The sequence below is a fragment of the Flavobacterium luteum genome (assembly GCF_008806775.1).
Lineage (GTDB): Bacteria > Bacteroidota > Bacteroidia > Flavobacteriales > Flavobacteriaceae > Flavobacterium > Flavobacterium luteum.
In genome coordinates, this window is sequence record NZ_WAEM01000003.1 from 201,156 (window position 1) to 219,775 (window position 18,620).

13 protein-coding genes and 1 tRNA gene are annotated in these 18,620 nt (G+C 32.8%); 4 read left to right on the forward strand and 10 right to left on the reverse strand.

Features of this window, described 5'->3' with window-relative positions; translation table 11 throughout:
* Nucleotides 1–54 precede the first annotated feature (54 nt).
* Together F6464_RS08135 and F6464_RS08140 are read right to left on the reverse strand one after the other, a co-directional pair.
* Entirely contained in the window at nucleotides 55–1,200 is a 1,146-nt protein-coding gene (locus tag F6464_RS08135; RefSeq protein ID WP_151107312.1) for a sensor histidine kinase, read from the reverse strand.
* A 135-nt stretch (nucleotides 1,201–1,335) separates the two neighbouring features.
* Nucleotides 1,336–3,978, reverse strand: a complete 2,643-nt coding sequence (locus F6464_RS08140) for a starch-binding protein (RefSeq protein ID WP_151107313.1) — start codon at nucleotides 3,976–3,978, stop codon at nucleotides 1,336–1,338.
* Nucleotides 3,979–4,253: 275 nt separating this feature from the next.
* Between F6464_RS08140 and F6464_RS08145 the strand changes: the two genes are divergently transcribed.
* Both F6464_RS08145 and F6464_RS08150 read left to right on the forward strand, forming a co-directional pair.
* Nucleotides 4,254–5,129, forward strand: a complete 876-nt coding sequence (locus tag F6464_RS08145) for a flavin reductase family protein (protein WP_151107314.1) — start codon at nucleotides 4,254–4,256, stop codon at nucleotides 5,127–5,129.
* A 10-nt stretch (nucleotides 5,130–5,139) separates the two neighbouring features.
* On the forward strand, nucleotides 5,140–5,514 hold the full coding sequence (locus F6464_RS08150; protein ID WP_151107315.1) for a DUF3127 domain-containing protein: 375 nt from the start codon (nucleotides 5,140–5,142) through the stop codon (nucleotides 5,512–5,514).
* A gap of 28 nt (nucleotides 5,515–5,542) precedes the next feature.
* On the opposite strand, the gene F6464_RS08155 is transcribed toward F6464_RS08150, so the two are convergent.
* A complete protein-coding gene (locus F6464_RS08155) occupies nucleotides 5,543–6,271 on the reverse strand; it encodes a phosphatase PAP2 family protein (protein WP_225318049.1) in 729 nt (242 codons plus the stop codon).
* Nucleotides 6,272–6,387: 116 nt separating this feature from the next.
* Between F6464_RS08155 and aat the strand changes: the two genes are divergently transcribed.
* Nucleotides 6,388–7,035, forward strand: coding sequence for a leucyl/phenylalanyl-tRNA--protein transferase (aat, locus tag F6464_RS08160; protein ID WP_151107316.1), 648 nt, complete (start codon nucleotides 6,388–6,390; stop codon nucleotides 7,033–7,035).
* On the opposite strand, the gene F6464_RS08165 is transcribed toward aat, so the two are convergent.
* The 6 genes from F6464_RS08165 to trxA all read right to left on the reverse strand — a co-directional run bounded on the left by F6464_RS08165 (nucleotide 7,032) and on the right by trxA (nucleotide 12,554).
* On the reverse strand, nucleotides 7,032–7,592 hold the full coding sequence (locus F6464_RS08165) for a DNA-3-methyladenine glycosylase I (RefSeq protein ID WP_151107317.1): 561 nt from the start codon (nucleotides 7,590–7,592) through the stop codon (nucleotides 7,032–7,034). The genes aat and F6464_RS08165 overlap by 4 nt on opposite strands.
* Nucleotides 7,593–8,240, reverse strand: coding sequence for a queuosine precursor transporter (locus F6464_RS08170; RefSeq protein WP_151107318.1), 648 nt, complete (start codon nucleotides 8,238–8,240; stop codon nucleotides 7,593–7,595).
* Between the two features lie 254 nt (nucleotides 8,241–8,494).
* A tRNA-Asp gene (locus F6464_RS08175) sits at nucleotides 8,495–8,568 on the reverse strand.
* A gap of 86 nt (nucleotides 8,569–8,654) precedes the next feature.
* Nucleotides 8,655–9,581: a DUF58 domain-containing protein gene (locus F6464_RS08180; protein WP_151107319.1), complete on the reverse strand. Its 927-nt coding sequence runs from the start codon at nucleotides 9,579–9,581 to the stop codon at nucleotides 8,655–8,657.
* Entirely contained in the window at nucleotides 9,578–12,154 is a 2,577-nt protein-coding gene (locus F6464_RS08185) for a M1 family metallopeptidase (RefSeq protein WP_151107320.1), read from the reverse strand. Before F6464_RS08185 ends, F6464_RS08180 begins: the two co-directional genes overlap by 4 nt.
* An 82-nt stretch (nucleotides 12,155–12,236) precedes the next feature.
* On the reverse strand, nucleotides 12,237–12,554 hold the full coding sequence (gene trxA / locus F6464_RS08190; protein ID WP_151107321.1) for a thioredoxin: 318 nt from the start codon (nucleotides 12,552–12,554) through the stop codon (nucleotides 12,237–12,239).
* A gap of 312 nt (nucleotides 12,555–12,866) precedes the next feature.
* On the opposite strand from trxA, the gene F6464_RS08195 reads away from it, so the two are divergent.
* Complete coding sequence (locus F6464_RS08195; RefSeq protein ID WP_151107322.1) at nucleotides 12,867–13,856, forward strand: hydrolase; 990 nt, start codon at nucleotides 12,867–12,869, stop codon at nucleotides 13,854–13,856.
* A gap of 41 nt (nucleotides 13,857–13,897) precedes the next feature.
* Here the strand turns inward: F6464_RS08195 and dnaE are convergent, their stop codons facing one another.
* Nucleotides 13,898–18,454, reverse strand: a complete 4,557-nt coding sequence (gene dnaE, locus F6464_RS08200; RefSeq protein ID WP_151107323.1) for a DNA polymerase III subunit alpha — start codon at nucleotides 18,452–18,454, stop codon at nucleotides 13,898–13,900.
* Nucleotides 18,455–18,620: the final 166 nt, after the last annotated feature.

Consider the following 18,620-nt stretch of genomic DNA (forward strand, 5'->3'; position numbering starts at 1 on the left):
TAAATGGGTTTTACAATAGAAAAAAGGGATGTCTTTAAAGTTGACATCCTTTTTTTACGCTTCAATTTTAAAACTTACTTGCATGACTGTGCCTTTATTCACTTCTGAACTCAACACTTTTATTTTACCTTTATGGTATTCTTCAACAATTCGTTTTGTTAGCGACAGCCCTAAACCCCAACCGCGTTTTTTAGTTGTAAATCCGGGTTCGAAAACAGTTTTAAATTGATTTTTAGGAATTCCTTTCCCTGAATCAGATACTTTTATTTTCACAAATCTCCCTTCTTCTTCAATAATTACCGCTAGTTGTCCTTTTCCTTTCATGGCATCGATGGCATTTTTTACTAAGTTTTCTATTGCCCAACTATGTAAAGCAGGATTTATAGAAACCAAAATCGATTTTGTGGGCGCTTTAAATGAAAAAACAACTTGTTTGGAAAAACGCGATTGCAAATAGTCATAGGACTCTTTTGTTTCTTTTACAATGTCTCGAAGTTCAAGCACAGGTTCTGAACCAATTTTCGAGAACCTATCGGTTATGGTTTGTAACCTAGTAATGTCTTTTTCAATTTCAGAAACTGTGGTTTCATCAACATTATCGGCTTTCATTATTTCTAACCAACCAATTAATGAAGATAAAGGAGTTCCTATTTGATGAGCAGTTTCTTTTGCCATTCCGGCCCAAAGTTTATTTTGAGTGGCCATTTTTGTACTCCTGTAAAAATTGTAAACTAATGCGCCAAATAATACAATAATGACAACTAAAGCAATTGGATAATACTTTAGTTTGTTTAACAAATCAGAATCTCCATAGTATAAATAAATAAATTTACCGGGGACGTATTCAATGCTAATTGGCTCATTCTGATCCTTAAGTTTTACTAATAGCTTTGAAGATTCTGATTTATTCTTTAATATTTCCTCGTCAATATTCTTGCTATTAATTATGGTGTCATTCTCCATTAAAAGAATTGGAATGCTTGCATTTTGAAATATTTTTAATGGAAGTTCGATGTCGGTATTTTCATCTACATTTTTTAATGTTTTTTGAGCTTCTGCCCAAATCTCCATTTTTACGCGTTCTTCGTTTTTAAAAATTTGAAAAAAAGTATAAGTATTCCATAGAATTAAAGTGATAATAACAAAAGAAGCTGCAATTAAGATCCAGCGAGTAGTATTTTTTCTATTAGAAAACTGCATATATATTATTTTACGGAATAAATATAACGAAATAAATGTGTTTAGATTATAAAATAAACTTCGGGAAATATATTTTCAAAAAAAAGGCTCAAACAAATTAAATGTTTAAGCCTTGATTCAAATGTATGCAATTGTTTATTTTTTTATAACCCTTTGTATTTGTTCTTCTCCATTTTCAAGTTTCATTTGTAAAAAATAAAGACCAGAACTTAAATTACTTACATCAATTGCGTTTTCAATTGGTTTTCCTTGTTGTAAAACTGCTCCTTGGATATTCGTAATTTTAAAATTCCGAATAGCCGATGGGGAACTAATTTGGAGAATATCAGATACTGGATTAGGATACACAACCAATTTGGTTTTAGAGTTTTCAGGGTTTGACATTCTTGCAGCCGCCCCCCATGTGTAAGAATAGCCGTCAGTTTTGTTTAATAAATCAGGGGTTTGATTCGCTGATCCGGTTTTGCCATTATTGAAAACAATATTTACCGACGTTGGCCCTACTATAGTGTATTTATAAAATCCATTTACATCGGCAACCATTCTGATTCCAGGCCAAGTAGTATTGGCTACACTACCTGTAGGTAATGCGTTCCAATAATGAATTCTAGGAATAACTGTGCCCCAGGTGGTTGGCGGTTTAAAATATACAGTTAGAGTTGTTGAACATCTATTTGTTGGTGCAGTAGCCAGCCAGCCATTGTCATAATATCTGATGCCGGCGGTTGCACTTAAGTCAGCAGTTTGTAGGGTTCCGTCATTAAAAATTATATTTGAAGCACTTACAGTTGATGGGAACGTAAATCTATACCAACTTCCACAATCTAAAGTCATTGCTACACCGGGCCAAGTAACAGCAGGAGCTGTTCCGGTAACACCCCAGTAAAAGATTTTGACAGCCGTACTCCAATTAGATGGTTTTTTGAAATAAACTGTAAAAGTAGTTGGAGCAGAAAAAGTATATACTTGAGTTGCTACAGCAGAACTAGTTCCAGCTGTGTTTCTTACAAATGCTTTTAAAGTGGTTGTACTTGTTATAGCTAATGATTTTGTTCCTACAGCAGATAAAGAAGCAGTAGTTGGAGTTGTACCATTTAATGTATAAAAAATGGTTGAGGTTGAATTGTTTGCAGTTAAAACAACATTAACTGTTGACCCAGTAAAGAATGTACCTCCAACGGGAGCGATAGTCAAAGCAGGAACATCTACTACTGGAGTAGAAAACGAATAAACTTGAGTTGACACAGCAGAACTTACATTTGCTGTATTTGTTACCAATGCTTTTAAAGTGGTTGTACTTGTTATAGCTAATGATTTTGTTCCTACAGCAGATAAAGAAGCAGTAGTTGGTGTTGAACCATCTAAGGTGTAAAATATTGTTGAAGTTGAATTATTAGCAGTTAGAACAACATTAACAGTCGATCCAGTAACAAAAGTACCGCCAATTGGAGCGATTGTCAAACTAGGAACATCTACTACTACCGTTGTTTTATCCCAAACAGCATAGTCTACACCTGATGTTTTTAAAGTCCAGCCAGTGCCAGGATTCCATAAACCAGGACCAATTTTCACAACTACTTTATTATCGATAGTAGCGGAGTAAAATCCAATTGTATTTGAAACTACAACAGAACTATAAGCATTGATTCCATTTGATTTTCGAATCGCCATTAGGTTATCAATAGCGGTTTTATTAGCAGTATAAACTACAGTAACACCGTCTTTCTGATAAGTCCCTCCGTAGTAGTGAGGAAAAAAAACACAAGGCATTCCAGGATGAGTAAGAATATAGGCATACCCTTTCATGATGTTGTCACTAGTTACAAAACTACCAGGCTTAACAAATGTATCATGATTATCTATAAAAGTCACAGCTTTGTCAGCATAGCCAAATTGTCCAGCCAAGCCAGGATAACCAGCCAAAGCACCATAATTACCATTATTAATGGCGGGTTGTAGGGCATTATAATATAAACTGAAATCAAATGCAGCAGATTTTCCTCCAGTTCCATCTATCCAAGATTTTAATGTAGCCGTATTCCCATCCCAATATTCACCCACCGAAGCATATGGAGTAGACGAATTAACATAATCACCAAAAAAGCCAGCAGAAAAACCTTTAGCAACATCCCATCTCCAACTATCAAAGCCTAAACCTTTTAATCGAGTAAGGTATTCTTTAACCCCGTTTTGAACTTGTAAATTGGTGTGATCTAAATCTCTTCCGCCATTAAAATCTTCCCCAGTATCCGGAGTTCCACAAGGCCTAGCTCCTGATATTGTTCCAAAATTTGCTTCGTCAGTACTTGTTATAGAACTGCAATCCCATGTTGGATTGGTAAAATCGGTCCAATTGGTTGTTCCTCCTCTATGATTTACAACAATATCAGCCATTGGATGAATTCTAGGGGTACTAGTATTCATAGCGGTTAATAAAGCTCTTAATTGAGTTTCTGTTCCATACGAAGTTTGAGAAAAGTTAAATAATTCGGTGGGGATATATCCAACACCACCTGTAGACTTACTTGGTGGCGGTAACCAAATTACATTGAAACCAGAAGCAGCATAACCGCTAGTTCGGTTTTTCAAGAAATTATAGAGTCCGCCTTCTGATGAAACAGAAGCTTGTGTATGAACATCCCAGCCAAAAGCCTGAAACATAATATCATTTACGTTTGCAGCTGATTGCGCTATAACTTTTGAGTTAAAAGAAGTGCTAAAAAATAGCAACAATATTAGTAGACTTTTAATAAATAATTTTAATTTTTCTGATTTCATAAATAAGTTTAATTTAGGTTAAGGTTTATTTAATTTTTTATGAAATTAATATTTTTTTTCAATTTTTTATACAATAAATTTTTATTTAAGGCATTTTAATGTGTAAAATTTAAACTATAACGTTATAGCTCCGTGTATTGTTGATAAATAAATAATTATAAATTCATAATATAAATGCTCAGACAATCAGCATTTTAATAATTAGGAAATAAAAGTAATCTAGTGCTTAAATAAAGTGCCTTGTTTTTCGTTATTTTTGTATAAACAGTAATTGTATGATAAGTGTAGAGCCAAAAGATTTATCACTAGCCAAACTTCAAGATTATTTACAGGGCGCAGTGGCTCCAAGGCCAATAGCTTTTGCTAGTACGATTAGCAAAAAGGGAAAACCTAACTTATCTCCATTTAGTTTTTTTAATGTCTTTAGTTCGAACCCGCCAATACTGATTTTTTCCCCAGCAAGGCGTGTTAGAGACAATACTGTAAAACATACTTTAATAAATGCCGAAGCTACTCGTGAAGTGGTCATAAATGTTGTAAATTTTGATATTGTTCAGCAAATGTCATTGGCAAGTACAGAATATCCTGAGGGGGTAAACGAATTTTTGAAATCTGGTTTAACCCAAATCCCTTCAGATATTGTAAAACCATATAGGGTTAAAGAATCTCCTATACAGTTTGAATGTAAAGTCAATGACATCATAAGCCTTGGGAATCAAGGTGGAGCCGGAAATTTAGTTATTTGTGAAGTTTTGAAAATACATATCGATGAAACTATTTTAGATGACAATGGAATAATTGACCCATATAAAATAGATTTAGTTTCTAGAATGGGAGGCAATTGGTATTCACGTTCCAATAAAGGCTTGTTTGAAGTCCCAAAACCCTTAGCTACTTTTGGGATTGGTGTTGATGCTATTCCAGATTTTATTAAAGAAAGTGCTGTTTTTGATGGAAATGATTTAGGATTATTAGGAAATATAGAATCCTTGCCTACAAACAAAGAAGTTGCTATATTTGTAAAACAAAATTTTGAACTGAAAGGTGTTTTAAGTGCTGATGATGAAGTAAAAAAACACCAATTAGCCAAAAAATATTTAGATAAAAATGAAGTGCTTACCGCTTGGAAGGTGCTTTTGTCAAAACAATAAAATTTATATTATGGAAATTTCAGGAAAAGTAAAAGTAGTTGGAGCAGAACAACAAGTAAGCCCAACATTTAAGAAAAGAGAATTAGTTGTAACTACAGATGAGCAGTATCCTCAAAGTATTATGATTGAATTCGTTCAAGATAAAGCTGATTTATTAAATGCGATTTCAGTTGGTGAAAATGTAAAAGTTTCTATCAATTTAGGTGGAAGAGAATGGGTTAATCCTCAAGGGGAAACTAAGTATTTTAATTCGATTAAAGGTTGGAGAATCGAAAAATTAGCCTCTGAAGCACCGCAAACTCAAGTACCTCCAATGCCTGCAGCAGCAGCATTTGAGCCAGCTGCGAATTTTACTGAGGAAGAACATGATGATTTGCCTTTTTAAGCTTTAGGAAAAGAAACTAATAAACTTTTTAGTTCCGAATTAATAAACCTATGCCATATTGATTTCCAATTTGCGGAAAAAGTATTGCATGGGTTTTCTTTTTGCCAAAAGACATCGATTGAAAGGGATTCCAATATGAAACAGCCAATCCTACACCAAGACCAATTCCTGCTCCAGTAAGCACGTCTGAAGTATAATGTTTGTTATTGGCAATTCTTAATATTCCGGTTGCTGAAGCAAATAGAAAACCACTGTTAGCATACCAAACATTAGAGTCTTTATATTCATAGAACAATAATGAAGCATTTGTAAAAGCTAAAGCAGTATGACCAGAAGGAAAACTTCCGTTATCAGATAAATCGGGTCTTTCTTCTTTAAAAGTTCTTTTCATTGAAAACACAATTCCATACGTAATTACGTTTGAAATAGTAATATTCAATGTTTGATTTTTAAACTCGGTTTTAGATTTAAAACCTAAATAATTTCCACCATAAATTTGAGCAATAGGAGTAAACAATAAAAAATCATCAACATTACTTTTAAAATTAGTTCCAGTTGTATTTCTAATATCTTTTTGTAAATTTATATTTAAGGGAGTGTCTTTCAGTAAAAAACCACTAGTAATTAAAGCCGCTGGTGCAATAAATTGTTTATAGGATAGCTTATTGTGAGTTTTTATTGATGAAAGAGTATCGTTTCGTTGTGCATTTCCATTAAAAAAAAGGAGTAATAATATTGATAAAAAGTTCATTTTCATTTTTATATATGCATTTAAACATAATAAAATCAATCTAAAGAAGTTTTCCATGAAAACAATTATAGTTTAAATTTGCAACTAATGTAAAGTTTTTATTCACTCAATATGCCATTGTATTGTATTTTTTAACCAAAGAATTGTATTTCCCGCCAGTAGAAGAGGCGTCTTTCGAAGGGATCTTAGCTGTAGGAGGCGATTTGTCTACAGAACGATTGTTGCTGGCTTATAGAAGTGGAGTTTTTCCATGGTTTTCTGATGATGAGCCCATTCTTTGGTGGTCGCCTTCGGAAAGAATGGTAGTTAATCCTCACAATTATAAAGTGTCTAAAAGTATCAGGAACATTCTTAACAGAGACCTCTTTAAGATAACGATGAATAAAGATTTCGAAGCCGTAATTTATAATTGTCAAAAAATAGAAAGGAAAGGTCAAGTTGATACTTGGATTACAGATGACATTATTGAATCCTACACAAAACTACACCAGTTAGGAAAAGCGATATCTTTTGAAGTTTGGCAAAATGACGAATTAGTAGGGGGGTTATATGGTGTAGATTTAGGTCATGTTTTTTGTGGTGAAAGTATGTTTTCAAAAGTTTCGAATGCAAGTAAAGTTGCTTTTGTAATGCTAGTCGAATATTTAAAAGAAAACAACTATGTTTTATTAGATTGTCAATTGCACAATGATTATTTAGAGCAATTAGGGGCTTTTGAAATTTCTAGAAATGCGTTTATGCGGATATTAAATGCCAAGAAAACAAATTAGGTTCTTTTCCAACAATCTAACACATGGTCGTTTACCATACCTGTAGCTTGCATTTGCGCATAAACAACAGTAGAACCTACAAACTTGAATCCTCTTTTTTTTAAATCTCTGCTAATTGTATCTGAAAGTGATGTTGTAGCTGGAACTTCCGAAAGGGTTTTTATATTGTTAATTAAAGGTTTGCCATCAACAAATCCCCAAATATAGTTTGAAAAGGTGCTAAATTCTTCTTGTACATTTATAAAAGCGATAGCATTTGAAACAGCTGAGCGAATTTTGAGTTTATTTCTGATAATTCCTGAATCTAGGACTAATTCCTGAATTTTATCTTCGTTATAAAGGGCTATTTTTTTATAATCAAAACCGTCAAAAGCTTTTCTAAAATTCTCTCTTTTGTTTAGAATAGTAATCCAACTCAATCCAGCTTGAAAGGTTTCGAGAATTAAAAATTCAAATAAAGTTCTATCGTCATAAACGGGTACTCCCCATTCCTGATCGTGGTATTTTTTATACAGCTCATTGGATAAACACCATTTGCATCTTACTTTTTCTGTCATTTATTCTTTTGCTAAATATTTTTTAATAACATGATGTCCAAAATAAATTAATGGAGTTAAGACTACTGCAATAACCAACTTAAAAGTGTAACCCGTTAGTGCGGAGGTCATAAAAGTATTAAAATTGATTTTCCCGGGCAGCCAAAACGCTATGCCTAAAACAATAAATGAATCGAAAAGCTGGGATATTATTGTTGAACCAGTAGTTCTTAACCAGATTTTTTGATCACCAGTTTTATTTTTAAAGAACCAAAATACAGTTACATCTATCAATTGTGAAACCAAAAACGCAATAATACTGCCCACAATAATCCACATACTTTGTCCAAAAACGGCGTGAAATTGTTCGTCATTTACTGGGCTTATTCCTTTAGCTGCGGGTATTCCTATTGCTACTAATAAAATTAGAAATGCATAAGCAATTAAACAAGCAGTAATAATAGAGAGATTACGCACACCTTTTTCGCCAAAATATTCGTTTATTAAGTCCGTGGTTAAAAAAACAATGGGCCAAGGTAAAATACCAATACTCATTACAAAAGGACCAATTTGTATTAATTTGCCGCCTATTAATTCTGCAGTTATGGCATTGGTGATAAAAATCCCAGCTAGAATTACAAAAACAAAGTCTTTACGGGTTTTAAACATATTTTTTTGTTTTATTTAATTTTGGTTAAAACCATTAATTAGATTTCAAAAAATTGATACAGAACATTTTAAAAGTAGAAAATAAAATGTCTTTATATCAAAAAAGCTCTCCACAAAAGTGGACAGCTTTTCATTGGTCTAACTACTAAACCGTGCTAAGGGTTACAAAGCCTTAGCGAAAACAACACAACTATCTTAAATACTTTTTTTGGGCAAAAAAGGTTTCCATTTCTGAAAACCTTTCCCAATTTTAGCGGTCTGGACGGGACTCGAACCCGCGACCCCGTGCGTGACAGGCACGTATTCTAACCAACTGAACTACCAAACCTCTGCTTAATTGCGGTTGCAAATATACTATAGATTTTTATATTTGCAAACCTTTCTGAGAAAAATATTTTTTTAATTTATTAGTTATTAACCAAAGCTTTGTTTCTCAATCAAGTATGTTGTTAGTATTTTTTCAAAATTAGCTCCAACATTTACAGAAACATACTTTATTTTGTTTTGTGCACAAGTTTGAGAAATTTTCTTAAAATAATCCTTCGCTTGTTTTTCGTAGGCTTCTTTTATTGTGTCGGCAAATATATTTACTTCATCACCTGTTTCTACATCAATAAATTTTCTTGGGCCATTGTCAAAATCAAAGTTCAATTCGGTTTTGTTATCAATGATGTGAAACAACACTACTTTATGTTTGTTGTGTTTTAAATGCTGCAGGGCATTAAACAGGGCTTCCTCTTTTTCCGATTGAAACATATCTGTAAAAAGCACAATCAAAGAGCGGCGATGCATTTTCTCTGCAATTTGATGTAAAAAAGTGATGGTATCGGTATTTTTTGTTGTTATTGGACTCTCAATAATACTTTCTAACTTGTTAAGTAACATTCTATGATGACGGTCACTTCCTTTTTCTGGCGCATAATATTCATAACTGTTAGAATATACGCTTAGCCCAACAGCATCGCGTTGTTTTTTTAGTAGATTCATTAGTACTGCCGAAGCCAAAACAGAAAATCCAATCTTACTTTCATAAAAAGGCTGTTCTTTTTTTAGTTTTGGATAATGCATTGAAGAGGAATTATCAATGATTAAGTGACATCGCAAATTGGTTTCTTCTTCATATCGTTTAGTATAAAGTCTATCGGTTTTAGCAAATAATTTCCAATCCATGTGTTTGGTGCTTTCGCCTGAATTGTATACTTTATGCTCGGCAAATTCAGCTGAAAAACCATGAAAAGGACTTTTGTGCATGCCAGAAATGAAACCTTCAACGACTTGATTAGCAAGCAATTCTAGGTGCTCAAAGCTGGAAATTTTTTCCTGTTGCGATTCGATGTTCATTCTGTTTCTTTTTTAATTTTTTGAGCTCTGTATAATCCATCAGTAGCTTGCATTAATTTTCTTTTTAAAATAGGACTAAAATTAGGATTTTCCTTCAAAAAAGTTTCAACAACTTCAAAAGCATATATAGAAGAATACCTGCCAATGCTATTGCTTAACCAAGCTTTTGGAAAAAAAATATCGCCAGTACGTTGAATATCATCTGTTAAATAGAGTGCTGATTTCAGATGTTTTTTAGCGCTTTCTTGACGCAATGGATGATAAATATTTTTTAAAGAACTCAATACCCAAGATTCGTTTTCTCTATTTTTCTCTTCCTTTAAGGATTCCACAAAAGTATCTCTAACGGCCTCTTCATTAGACAAACTAGGTAATAAATAATCAAATCGTTTTTGTTTGTCGGGATTACTTATGCTTTGTTTGGTTTTTGTAATAATTTCAGCGCTTTTTGGATGGTTAAAAATAACTAAATCCATGGCAATATTGGTATAATCGTCTTCATTTAATTTCAAATTATTAATCACGATTTCTTTATTCCAAATTTGATACAAACGTTCTTTATCTGTTTCTGAATATGCAATTGCACTTAACAAACCAAATAAAGTCTTTTTTATATTCGACGGCAAATTTTCTTGCAATCGGTTATAAATTATATCAGATATTATTTTTTGATTGACTTGCTGTTGTTTTTCGGTTAGATATTTCCAAAATAAGGTGTTGATTTGACTTGACAATACATTGATAATTAATTCATTTTGCTCGATAGTTATACTTTTTAGATTTGCATTAAATGCGTCTAAAGGGCTAATTGTTCCCAGTAATGTGTTTTCATAAAGATTAATAAAACTTGAGGCTCTTGCCACTTCACTCTGAATTGAAGCTATAGAATCTAAACAGGTTTTATCGACAGGAAAAACGCCATACCCATAACCGTTGTAATTATAAATAATACTTATAGGTTTGGGTAAATCCATTGCGTCCAGAAGGGTTGTTGTTTTACCTTTGATAGTTACAGGTAAAATTTTTGTGCTATCATTATATACAAAACCAATTTCAAAAAGTTGTGGCCAAATATTATTAGATGCATCTTCAGCATTTTGAATAATTTCAAATTTTTTTATACGGTTGTCATTATCATATTCTATAGTCTCAGAAAAAATTGGTCTTCCAGATTGTTCTACCCAAACATCGCTCCACTTATTTAGATTTAATGAAGTTTGATAATCTAAAATGGCAATTAAATCATTCCAATCGGCATTTTTATTTGCAAATTTTTGAATGTATTTTTGGATGCCTTTTCTGAATGCCTTTTCGCCCATGGCCATTTCGAGCTGACGCATCATTATGGGTGCTTTGTCGTAAATAATATTTCCGTAAAGTGATCCAGCATTTTTTAAATTTTCTAAATTTTGTTTAATCGGATTTGTGCCTGCAGTTCGATCTTCAGCATAAGCACTAGGATAATGTGAGGTTAGAAATTGTAAGTCATGGTTTACTTCTGGAAAAAGAGGATTTACAATTTTGTCGGCCATAAAATTGGCAAAAACTTCTTTCATCCAAACATCGTCAAACCATTTCATGGTAACTAAATCTCCAAACCACATATGAGCTGTTTCGTGTGCAATTAATTTGGCACGTTCCAATTTTTCACTTTCGGTAGCTTTAGTATCTAAAAACAAGTCAGACTCGCTGTATTGTATGGCTCCAACATGTTCCATGCCACCATATTGAAAGGAAGGAATAGCAACAAAATCAAGCTTTTTGAACGGAAATTTTTGTAAAGTATAGTCTTCTAAAAATGTTACTGCTTGCTCATGCTGTTTAAAAATAACATCTGTACTTTCCTTAATTTTTTCGGCATCATTTTCTCGATATAGAAAAGTGCTACTGGATGAATGACTTTTTTTAGCAACACTTTTAAACTCTCCAGCTACAAAAGAAAATAAATAGGTACTCATTTTATCAGATTCGTCAAATGAATAGGTAATAAAATCTCCTTTGGCAATTTTATTGTTTAAAGGAGAAGCACATAAAACTTTCCACTCTTTAGGTGCAGTAATAGTAAGAGTATAGACTGCTTTTAGGTCTGGCTGATCAAAGCAAGGAAATAGCGTGCTTGCCCTGTCAGGAACCAATAAAGTATATAAAAAGGCATCGTTTCTATTTAATGAAGAGTTGCCAGCAACAAATGAAATGGCTATTGTATTTCGACCTAGTTTTAAATTTTCGGACGCAATTAGTAGGTGTTCTTTTTGATGATTTATTGCTATTGGAGTTCCGTTTGCTTGAATTGATTTTATATTTTCGGTTTTTTCATTAAAATCTAAATATAAAGGTTGGGACAAATCAGTTAAAGTGAGATTCAAAATTAAATTTGATAGAATCGATTCTGATTTTTCTAGAGGAATAGAAAATGACAATTCATAAGAAACATCATTAATTTGATGTTTACGAAAACATGCTAACTCTTTTGAAACTCCTTTTTCTAATAAAACGGTTTGTTTTTTATTAGATTGAGAGAGACAGCCGTTAATTGTAAATACTAAACTTATGAAGCAATAGAAAAATTTCATTTATTCATTATTAAGTTCGCTAAAAATAAGAAAAGGTTTGACTTTCGCCAAACCTTTCCGTTTAATATATTCAGGTTGCTAGTTACAACAATGCATCTAAGCTATCTGCATACGTTTGTTTTGGAGCAACTCCTACTTGGCGACCCACCACTTCTCCATTTTGGAAAACCAAAACCGTTGGAATATTTCTAACACCATATTTTGCTGCAAACTCTTGGTTAGCATCTACATCTACCTTACCAATGACTGCTTTTCCTGCATATTCCTCACTAATTTCATCTATTATTGGACCCACCATTCTACAAGGACCACACCATGCTGCCCAAAAGTCAACCATTACTGGTTTATCTGATTTTAATACTACTTCATCAAAAGTAGCATCTGTTATTGCTAATGCCATATTTTCTATTTTTTATTTAAACTTAATACAAATTTACAGCATTATTTGTAATGAAATTCATTTCCAAAATTAATTTTAATTATGAATGTATTATAAATACTTATTTTAAAATATATACTTATGTAAGAGTTACGTATTCATCCAAAATAAAAAAAATTATTCTCAAAATAACACATTTAAACCTGATAAAAAAAGTAATATTATACTGCTTTAAATGTTAAATCTGTAAAATTTTTGATAAAATCTTATAAATAATAAATATTTAGCTGTACTTTTAATTTTCGAAAATTCAAATATTTAAATGCTGCTATCATGTCAATTAAAAAAATCCTAATTTCATTAACATTTGTTACCTTATTATTTTCTTGTTCTGATGAAATTAATACAACTGCAAACGAACAAAACAGTAAAGCCATTAAACGTTTGGCCATATCAACAACTCCAAAAAAATTCCTTTTTGACGCTATAAAAGCTGAAACTGCTGGAAATGCAGATTGGGTCATTTCTGAAAACAGTAGCGGAACACCTTTACGTTATCCAAATCCAGACCAACTCACTGTAACAGCAACTACACTTGAAACGTATTGGCAGGGTGGACTGTCTTCTTGGGGAATTGCACTGGTAAAAGAAGGGCACTATGTAGAATCTATTGTTTCTGGGGGTTCAATAACTTATGGTAATACTAGTAATACTCAAGATTTATCTAAATTTGATGTTTTTGTTGTTGATGAACCAAACATATTATTTACATCTGCAGAAAAAACAGCTATTGTAAATTTTGTAAAAAACGGAGGCGGACTATTTATGATTGCTGATCATACTGTTTCTGACCGAAATAATGATGGGAAAGATTCTCCTGCCATTTGGAATGATTTGATGACTAACAATACAGTTCAGACAAATCCTTTTGGTTTAGCTGTTGAATTAACAAATATTTCTCAAACTTCAACAAACATTTTGATTGACCCAACAAATACAATCCTAAACGGAGCTCAAGGTGCTGTGACAAAATTAAAATTTAGCAATGGAGCTACTATCAAACTAACCCCAACTGCAAATTCCACTGCTAAAGGGATGATTTGGAAAACTGGGTTAGCAAAAACTAGTACTACAGGTGTGATGTGTGCGTCATCAACTTTTTTCAACGGAAGAGTAGTTTTAATAACAGATAGTTCACCAGCTGATGACGGAACAGGAAATCCGAATGATATATTGTATAATGGTTGGTCTGACGCGACTGTTGCCAATAGTCACTCCAGATTGCATTTAAACGCTTCCTATTGGTTGGCTAAACTGCAATAAATTATTTTTTTCATAATGTGAGTTCCTATCTAAATTTAACATTAATTCAACTTAAAATTAATTTGCATCTTTTCTAAATCCTGTAATAATTCATTAGAAATAGCAACTTTTATTTTTCGGCTTGTCATTACTATCGATGTGATTATTCTAAATTGTTCCTGAATATTAGTTGTTTCAATTATTTCTGCTTCTTCTAATTCGGTTTCAATATCTAAGTTATCAATATCTATTTCAGTATCGTTATCGATAAACGAAATTTCTTTAGGAGTTTTAATTGCTGATGAAACTTCGATTATCTTTTTCATTTTCTCTACTTCTAAAACTTCAAAGGTTACTTGGTGATCTCCTTTGTTTGCTTGAAAGATGTCCTTTAAATTATCAATTAAATTTAGTTTCAAATCATTTATATTCAATTGAATCGCAATTTTTTTAGCAAAAGTGGGTAAAACATCGGCTAATAATTTGGCGTCTTGAAACGTAATTCTTGGATCTGATTTTTTACCAGTTTCTCTATTGACCCATCCGTCTTTTACATTTATTTTAAAATAGATAAACTGATTGTTTACTAAAAAATGACGGAATTTTAAATACTCTTCATCAAAAATTCTAAAATCGTGACTTTCGTCATAGCCTTCTAAAGTAAACATAGCCCAGTCTTTTCCGTTTTTTCCAGTTCGATATTGTACATTGGTAACAATTCCTGCAAAAGTTAGGTTTTTACCCACCAGTGTTTCTAAACTTTTTAAATTCGACAATCTCACATTGCAAAAATATTTCATCTCAAATTTATAATCATCTAGTGGATGACCAGAAATGTAAATCCCAACTACTTCTTTTTCTTTGGCTAATTTCTCCATGGTATTCCAATCTTCGCATGGAGGAACGATAGGTTCAGCAATTTGAACATCGCTGCTTTCGCCGAACAAACTTACTTGCGAGGAGTTTTCGTTTTCTTGAAACTTGGCACCATACCGTATGGCTTTTTCATAAAATGTAATTCCGTCACCATCGTCATGAAAATATTGAGCACGCGTAGTTCCTACAAAAGAGTCAAATCCGCCAGCTAAAGCTAAATTCTCTAAAGCTTTTTTATTGGCAGCACGCAAATCAATACGTTTAGTTAAATCAAAAATCGATTTGTATTTGCTTTCTTTTCTATTTTCAACAATGGTTTCAACAGCGCCCATTCCGACACCTTTTACAGCTCCAATCCCGAAACGAACGGCATAATCATCATTTACGGTAAATTTATAGAAGCTTTCATTTACATCAGGCCCTAAAACTTTTAATCCCATTCGCTTGCATTCTTCCATAAAGAAGGACACTTGCTTAATATCGCTCATATTATTTGACAAAACAGCTGCCATGTATTCTGCTGGATAATTCGCTTTTAGATAAGCCGTTTGATAAGCAATCCAAGCATAGCAAGTTGAATGTGATTTGTTAAAAGCATATTCGGCAAAGGCTTCCCAGTCTTTCCAAATTTTTTCTAATTTTTCTTCAGAATGTCCTTTTGATGCCGCTTGCGAAATGAATTTGGGCTTCATTTTATCCAAAACATCACGTTGTTTTTTTCCCATAGCTTTTCGCAAAACATCGGCATCGCCTTTAGAAAAATCGGCTAACTTTTGCGACAAAAGCATTACTTGCTCCTGATAAACGGTAATTCCGTAGGTGTCTTTAAGTAATTCTTCGCAAGCTTCTAAATCATATTCTATAGGTTCTTCTCCATTTTTTCTTTTAATAAAACTCGGTATATAAGCAATTGGACCGGGACGATACAAAGCATTCATGGCAATTAAATCATTGAAAACCGTTGGCTTCAATTCTTTCATGTATTTTTGCATTCCTGCACTTTCGTACTGAAAAATACCAACTGTTTCACCACGTTGAAAAAGCTCATAAGTCTTTACATCATCAATAGGAAATTCATCAGGATTTAGATCTATATTGCTTCTGTATTTTACCAGTTTAACAGTGTCTTTTATTAAGGTTAACGTTTTTAAACCCAAGAAATCCATTTTTAATAGTCCTGCACTTTCAACGACAGAGTTGTCAAATTGAGTTACATATAAATCAGAATCCTTTGCTGTTGCTACAGGAACAAAATTCGTAATATCGCTAGGGGTAATAATTACGCCACAGGCATGAATCCCAGTATTTCTTAAATTTCCTTCTAGGATTTGTGCTTGTTGTATGGTTTCGCTTCCCAAGTCATCTTCTTTCGATAATGCTATTAATTCTTTTATTTTTTCGAAATCTTCTGGACGAAGAATTTTCTTAATTTCACCCTCTGCTTCTCTTAAAAATCGTGATAAACTCCATTTGGATGGAATTAAATTCGGAATTAATTTTGCAATTTTATCGGCTTCAAACAGCGGTAAATCTAAAACTCTTGCGGTGTCTCGAATAGCAGATTTAGCTGCCATAGTACCGTAAGTAATAATTTGTGCGACTTGTTTGGAACCGTACTTTTGAATTACATAATCCATAACTTTACTTCGACCTTCATCATCAAAATCGATATCAATATCAGGAAGAGAAACTCTATCTGGATTTAAAAATCTTTCAAAAAGTAAATTATATAATAATGGGTCAATATTTGTAATTCCTAAACAATAAGCTACAACTGAACCGGCTGCAGAACCACGGCCTGGACCAACAGAAACGCCCATTTTACGTGCTTCAGCTATGAAATCCTGAACAATTAAGAAATACCCAGGATAACCCGAATTTTGAATAGTGAGTAATTCAAAATCTATTCGCTCTTTAATTTCTTCCGTAATTTCTTTGTAGCGTTTGTTGGCACCTAAATAGGTAAGATGTTTTAAATAGTTATTTTCTCCGCGAACACCACCGTCTGTTTTGTCTTGTTCAATTTCAAATGCAGCAGGAATTTCAAACTTGGGAAGTAAAACTTCACGTGCCAAGTTGTAAATTTCTATTTTATCAACAATCTCTGAAATATTCGAAATTGCTTCGGGTAAATTGTTGAAAAGTTGTTTCATTTCATCGCCACTCTTGAAATAGTATTCCTGATTAGGCAATCCATACCGATAGCCTCGACCACGTCCTATTGGGGTGGTTTGTTTTTCGCCATCACGAACACATAGCAAAATATCGTGAGCATTGGCATTGTCTTTTTCGATGTAAAACGTATTATTAGTGGCTACAATCTTAACATCGTGTTTTTTTGCTAATGAAATCAAACCTTCATTAACACGGTTTTCGTCTTCTTGATTGTGACGCATGACTTCAATATAAAAATCATCGCCAAATTGTTGTTTCCACCAAAGGAGTGCTTCTTCAGCTTGATTTTCTCCTAAATTTAAAATTTTACTTGGAATTTCTCCGTAAAGATTTCCCGATAAAACAATAATATCTTCTTTGTATTCCTCTATTAATTTTTTATCAATACGAGGAACGTAATAAAACCCATCAGTATGCGCTAGCGATGACATTTTAGCTAAATTATGATACCCTTTTTTGGTTTTCGCTAAAAACACAATTTGATAGCCGTTGTCTTTTCGGGATTTATCTTTATGGTCTTCGCAAACAAAAAATTCACAACCAACTATTGGTTTTATTATAATTTCTGTTGGAAGTTCGCCATTATCTATAGCTGATTTGTTTTTTGATTCGGCAGTTTTATTATGATTGATAATGTCGCGAACAAAATGAAAAGCACCCATTAAATTAGCATGGTCGGTAATGGCAACAGCAGGCATTTTTTGTTGAGCAGTAGCTTTTACAAGTGATGCTACACTTATTGTTGATTGCAAAACAGAGAATTGAGTATGATTGTGTAAATGCACAAAATCAGTATCAATGAGTATTTGTTTGTTTTCTGAAAGTTCTTTTTTAGAAATAGGAGCTACAATCTTATCTCCTAATTGCTGACGAATTTTTTCGGATGCTTCTTTTAGATTAATGTGTTTTAATCCTATAAGCTGAATTTGTTTTGGGTTCTTTAATTGAAAATCTTCGAAATATTCCTGTTCAACTTCAAGATCTTTTTTGGTAAAAACTTCTGTACGAATTAATTCGAAAAAGCATCGTGTGGTAGCCTCCACATCGGCAGTGGCGTTGTGGGCTTCCGCAAATGGTTTGTTAAAAAGGTATTGATGTAATTCTGTTAAAGTTGGTAATTTGAATTTTCCACCACGACCTCCAGGTAATTTCAAAAGAGATGCAGTTGTTTCTGTACAGGTATCTAAAATGGGCATTTCACTCATTGGACTTTCAATACCCAATCGATAAAATTCGCAACCCATGATATTGATGTCAAAACCTAAATTTTGACCAACAATAAATTTAGTTTTTGATAGTGCATTATTGAATTTTTCTAAAACATCAGCCAGTGTGATTCCTTCAGCATCAGCTAATTCTGTTGATATTCCGTGTATCCGTTCGGCATCATAAGGAATATTAAAACCTTCGGGTTTTATCAAATAATCCTGATGTTCTATGAGCTTCCCCATTTCGTCATGCAGTTGCCAAGCAATTTGTATGCAACGTGGCCAATTGTTTATATCTGTAATTGGAGCGTCCCATCGCTTTGGTAAACCCGTAGTTTCGGTATCGAATATTAAATACATAATTGAAAATGAAGTATTTGCAAGTTAAATTTTTTGCAAATGTTGAAAATCAAATTTAGATTTTTTTACGTGAAAATGACGTAGAAGTTATTAACAAAAAACGACAAATTACTATAAACTAACCTTAACTTTTAAGTTTGCTATTTTATAAAATAATACAAATTTT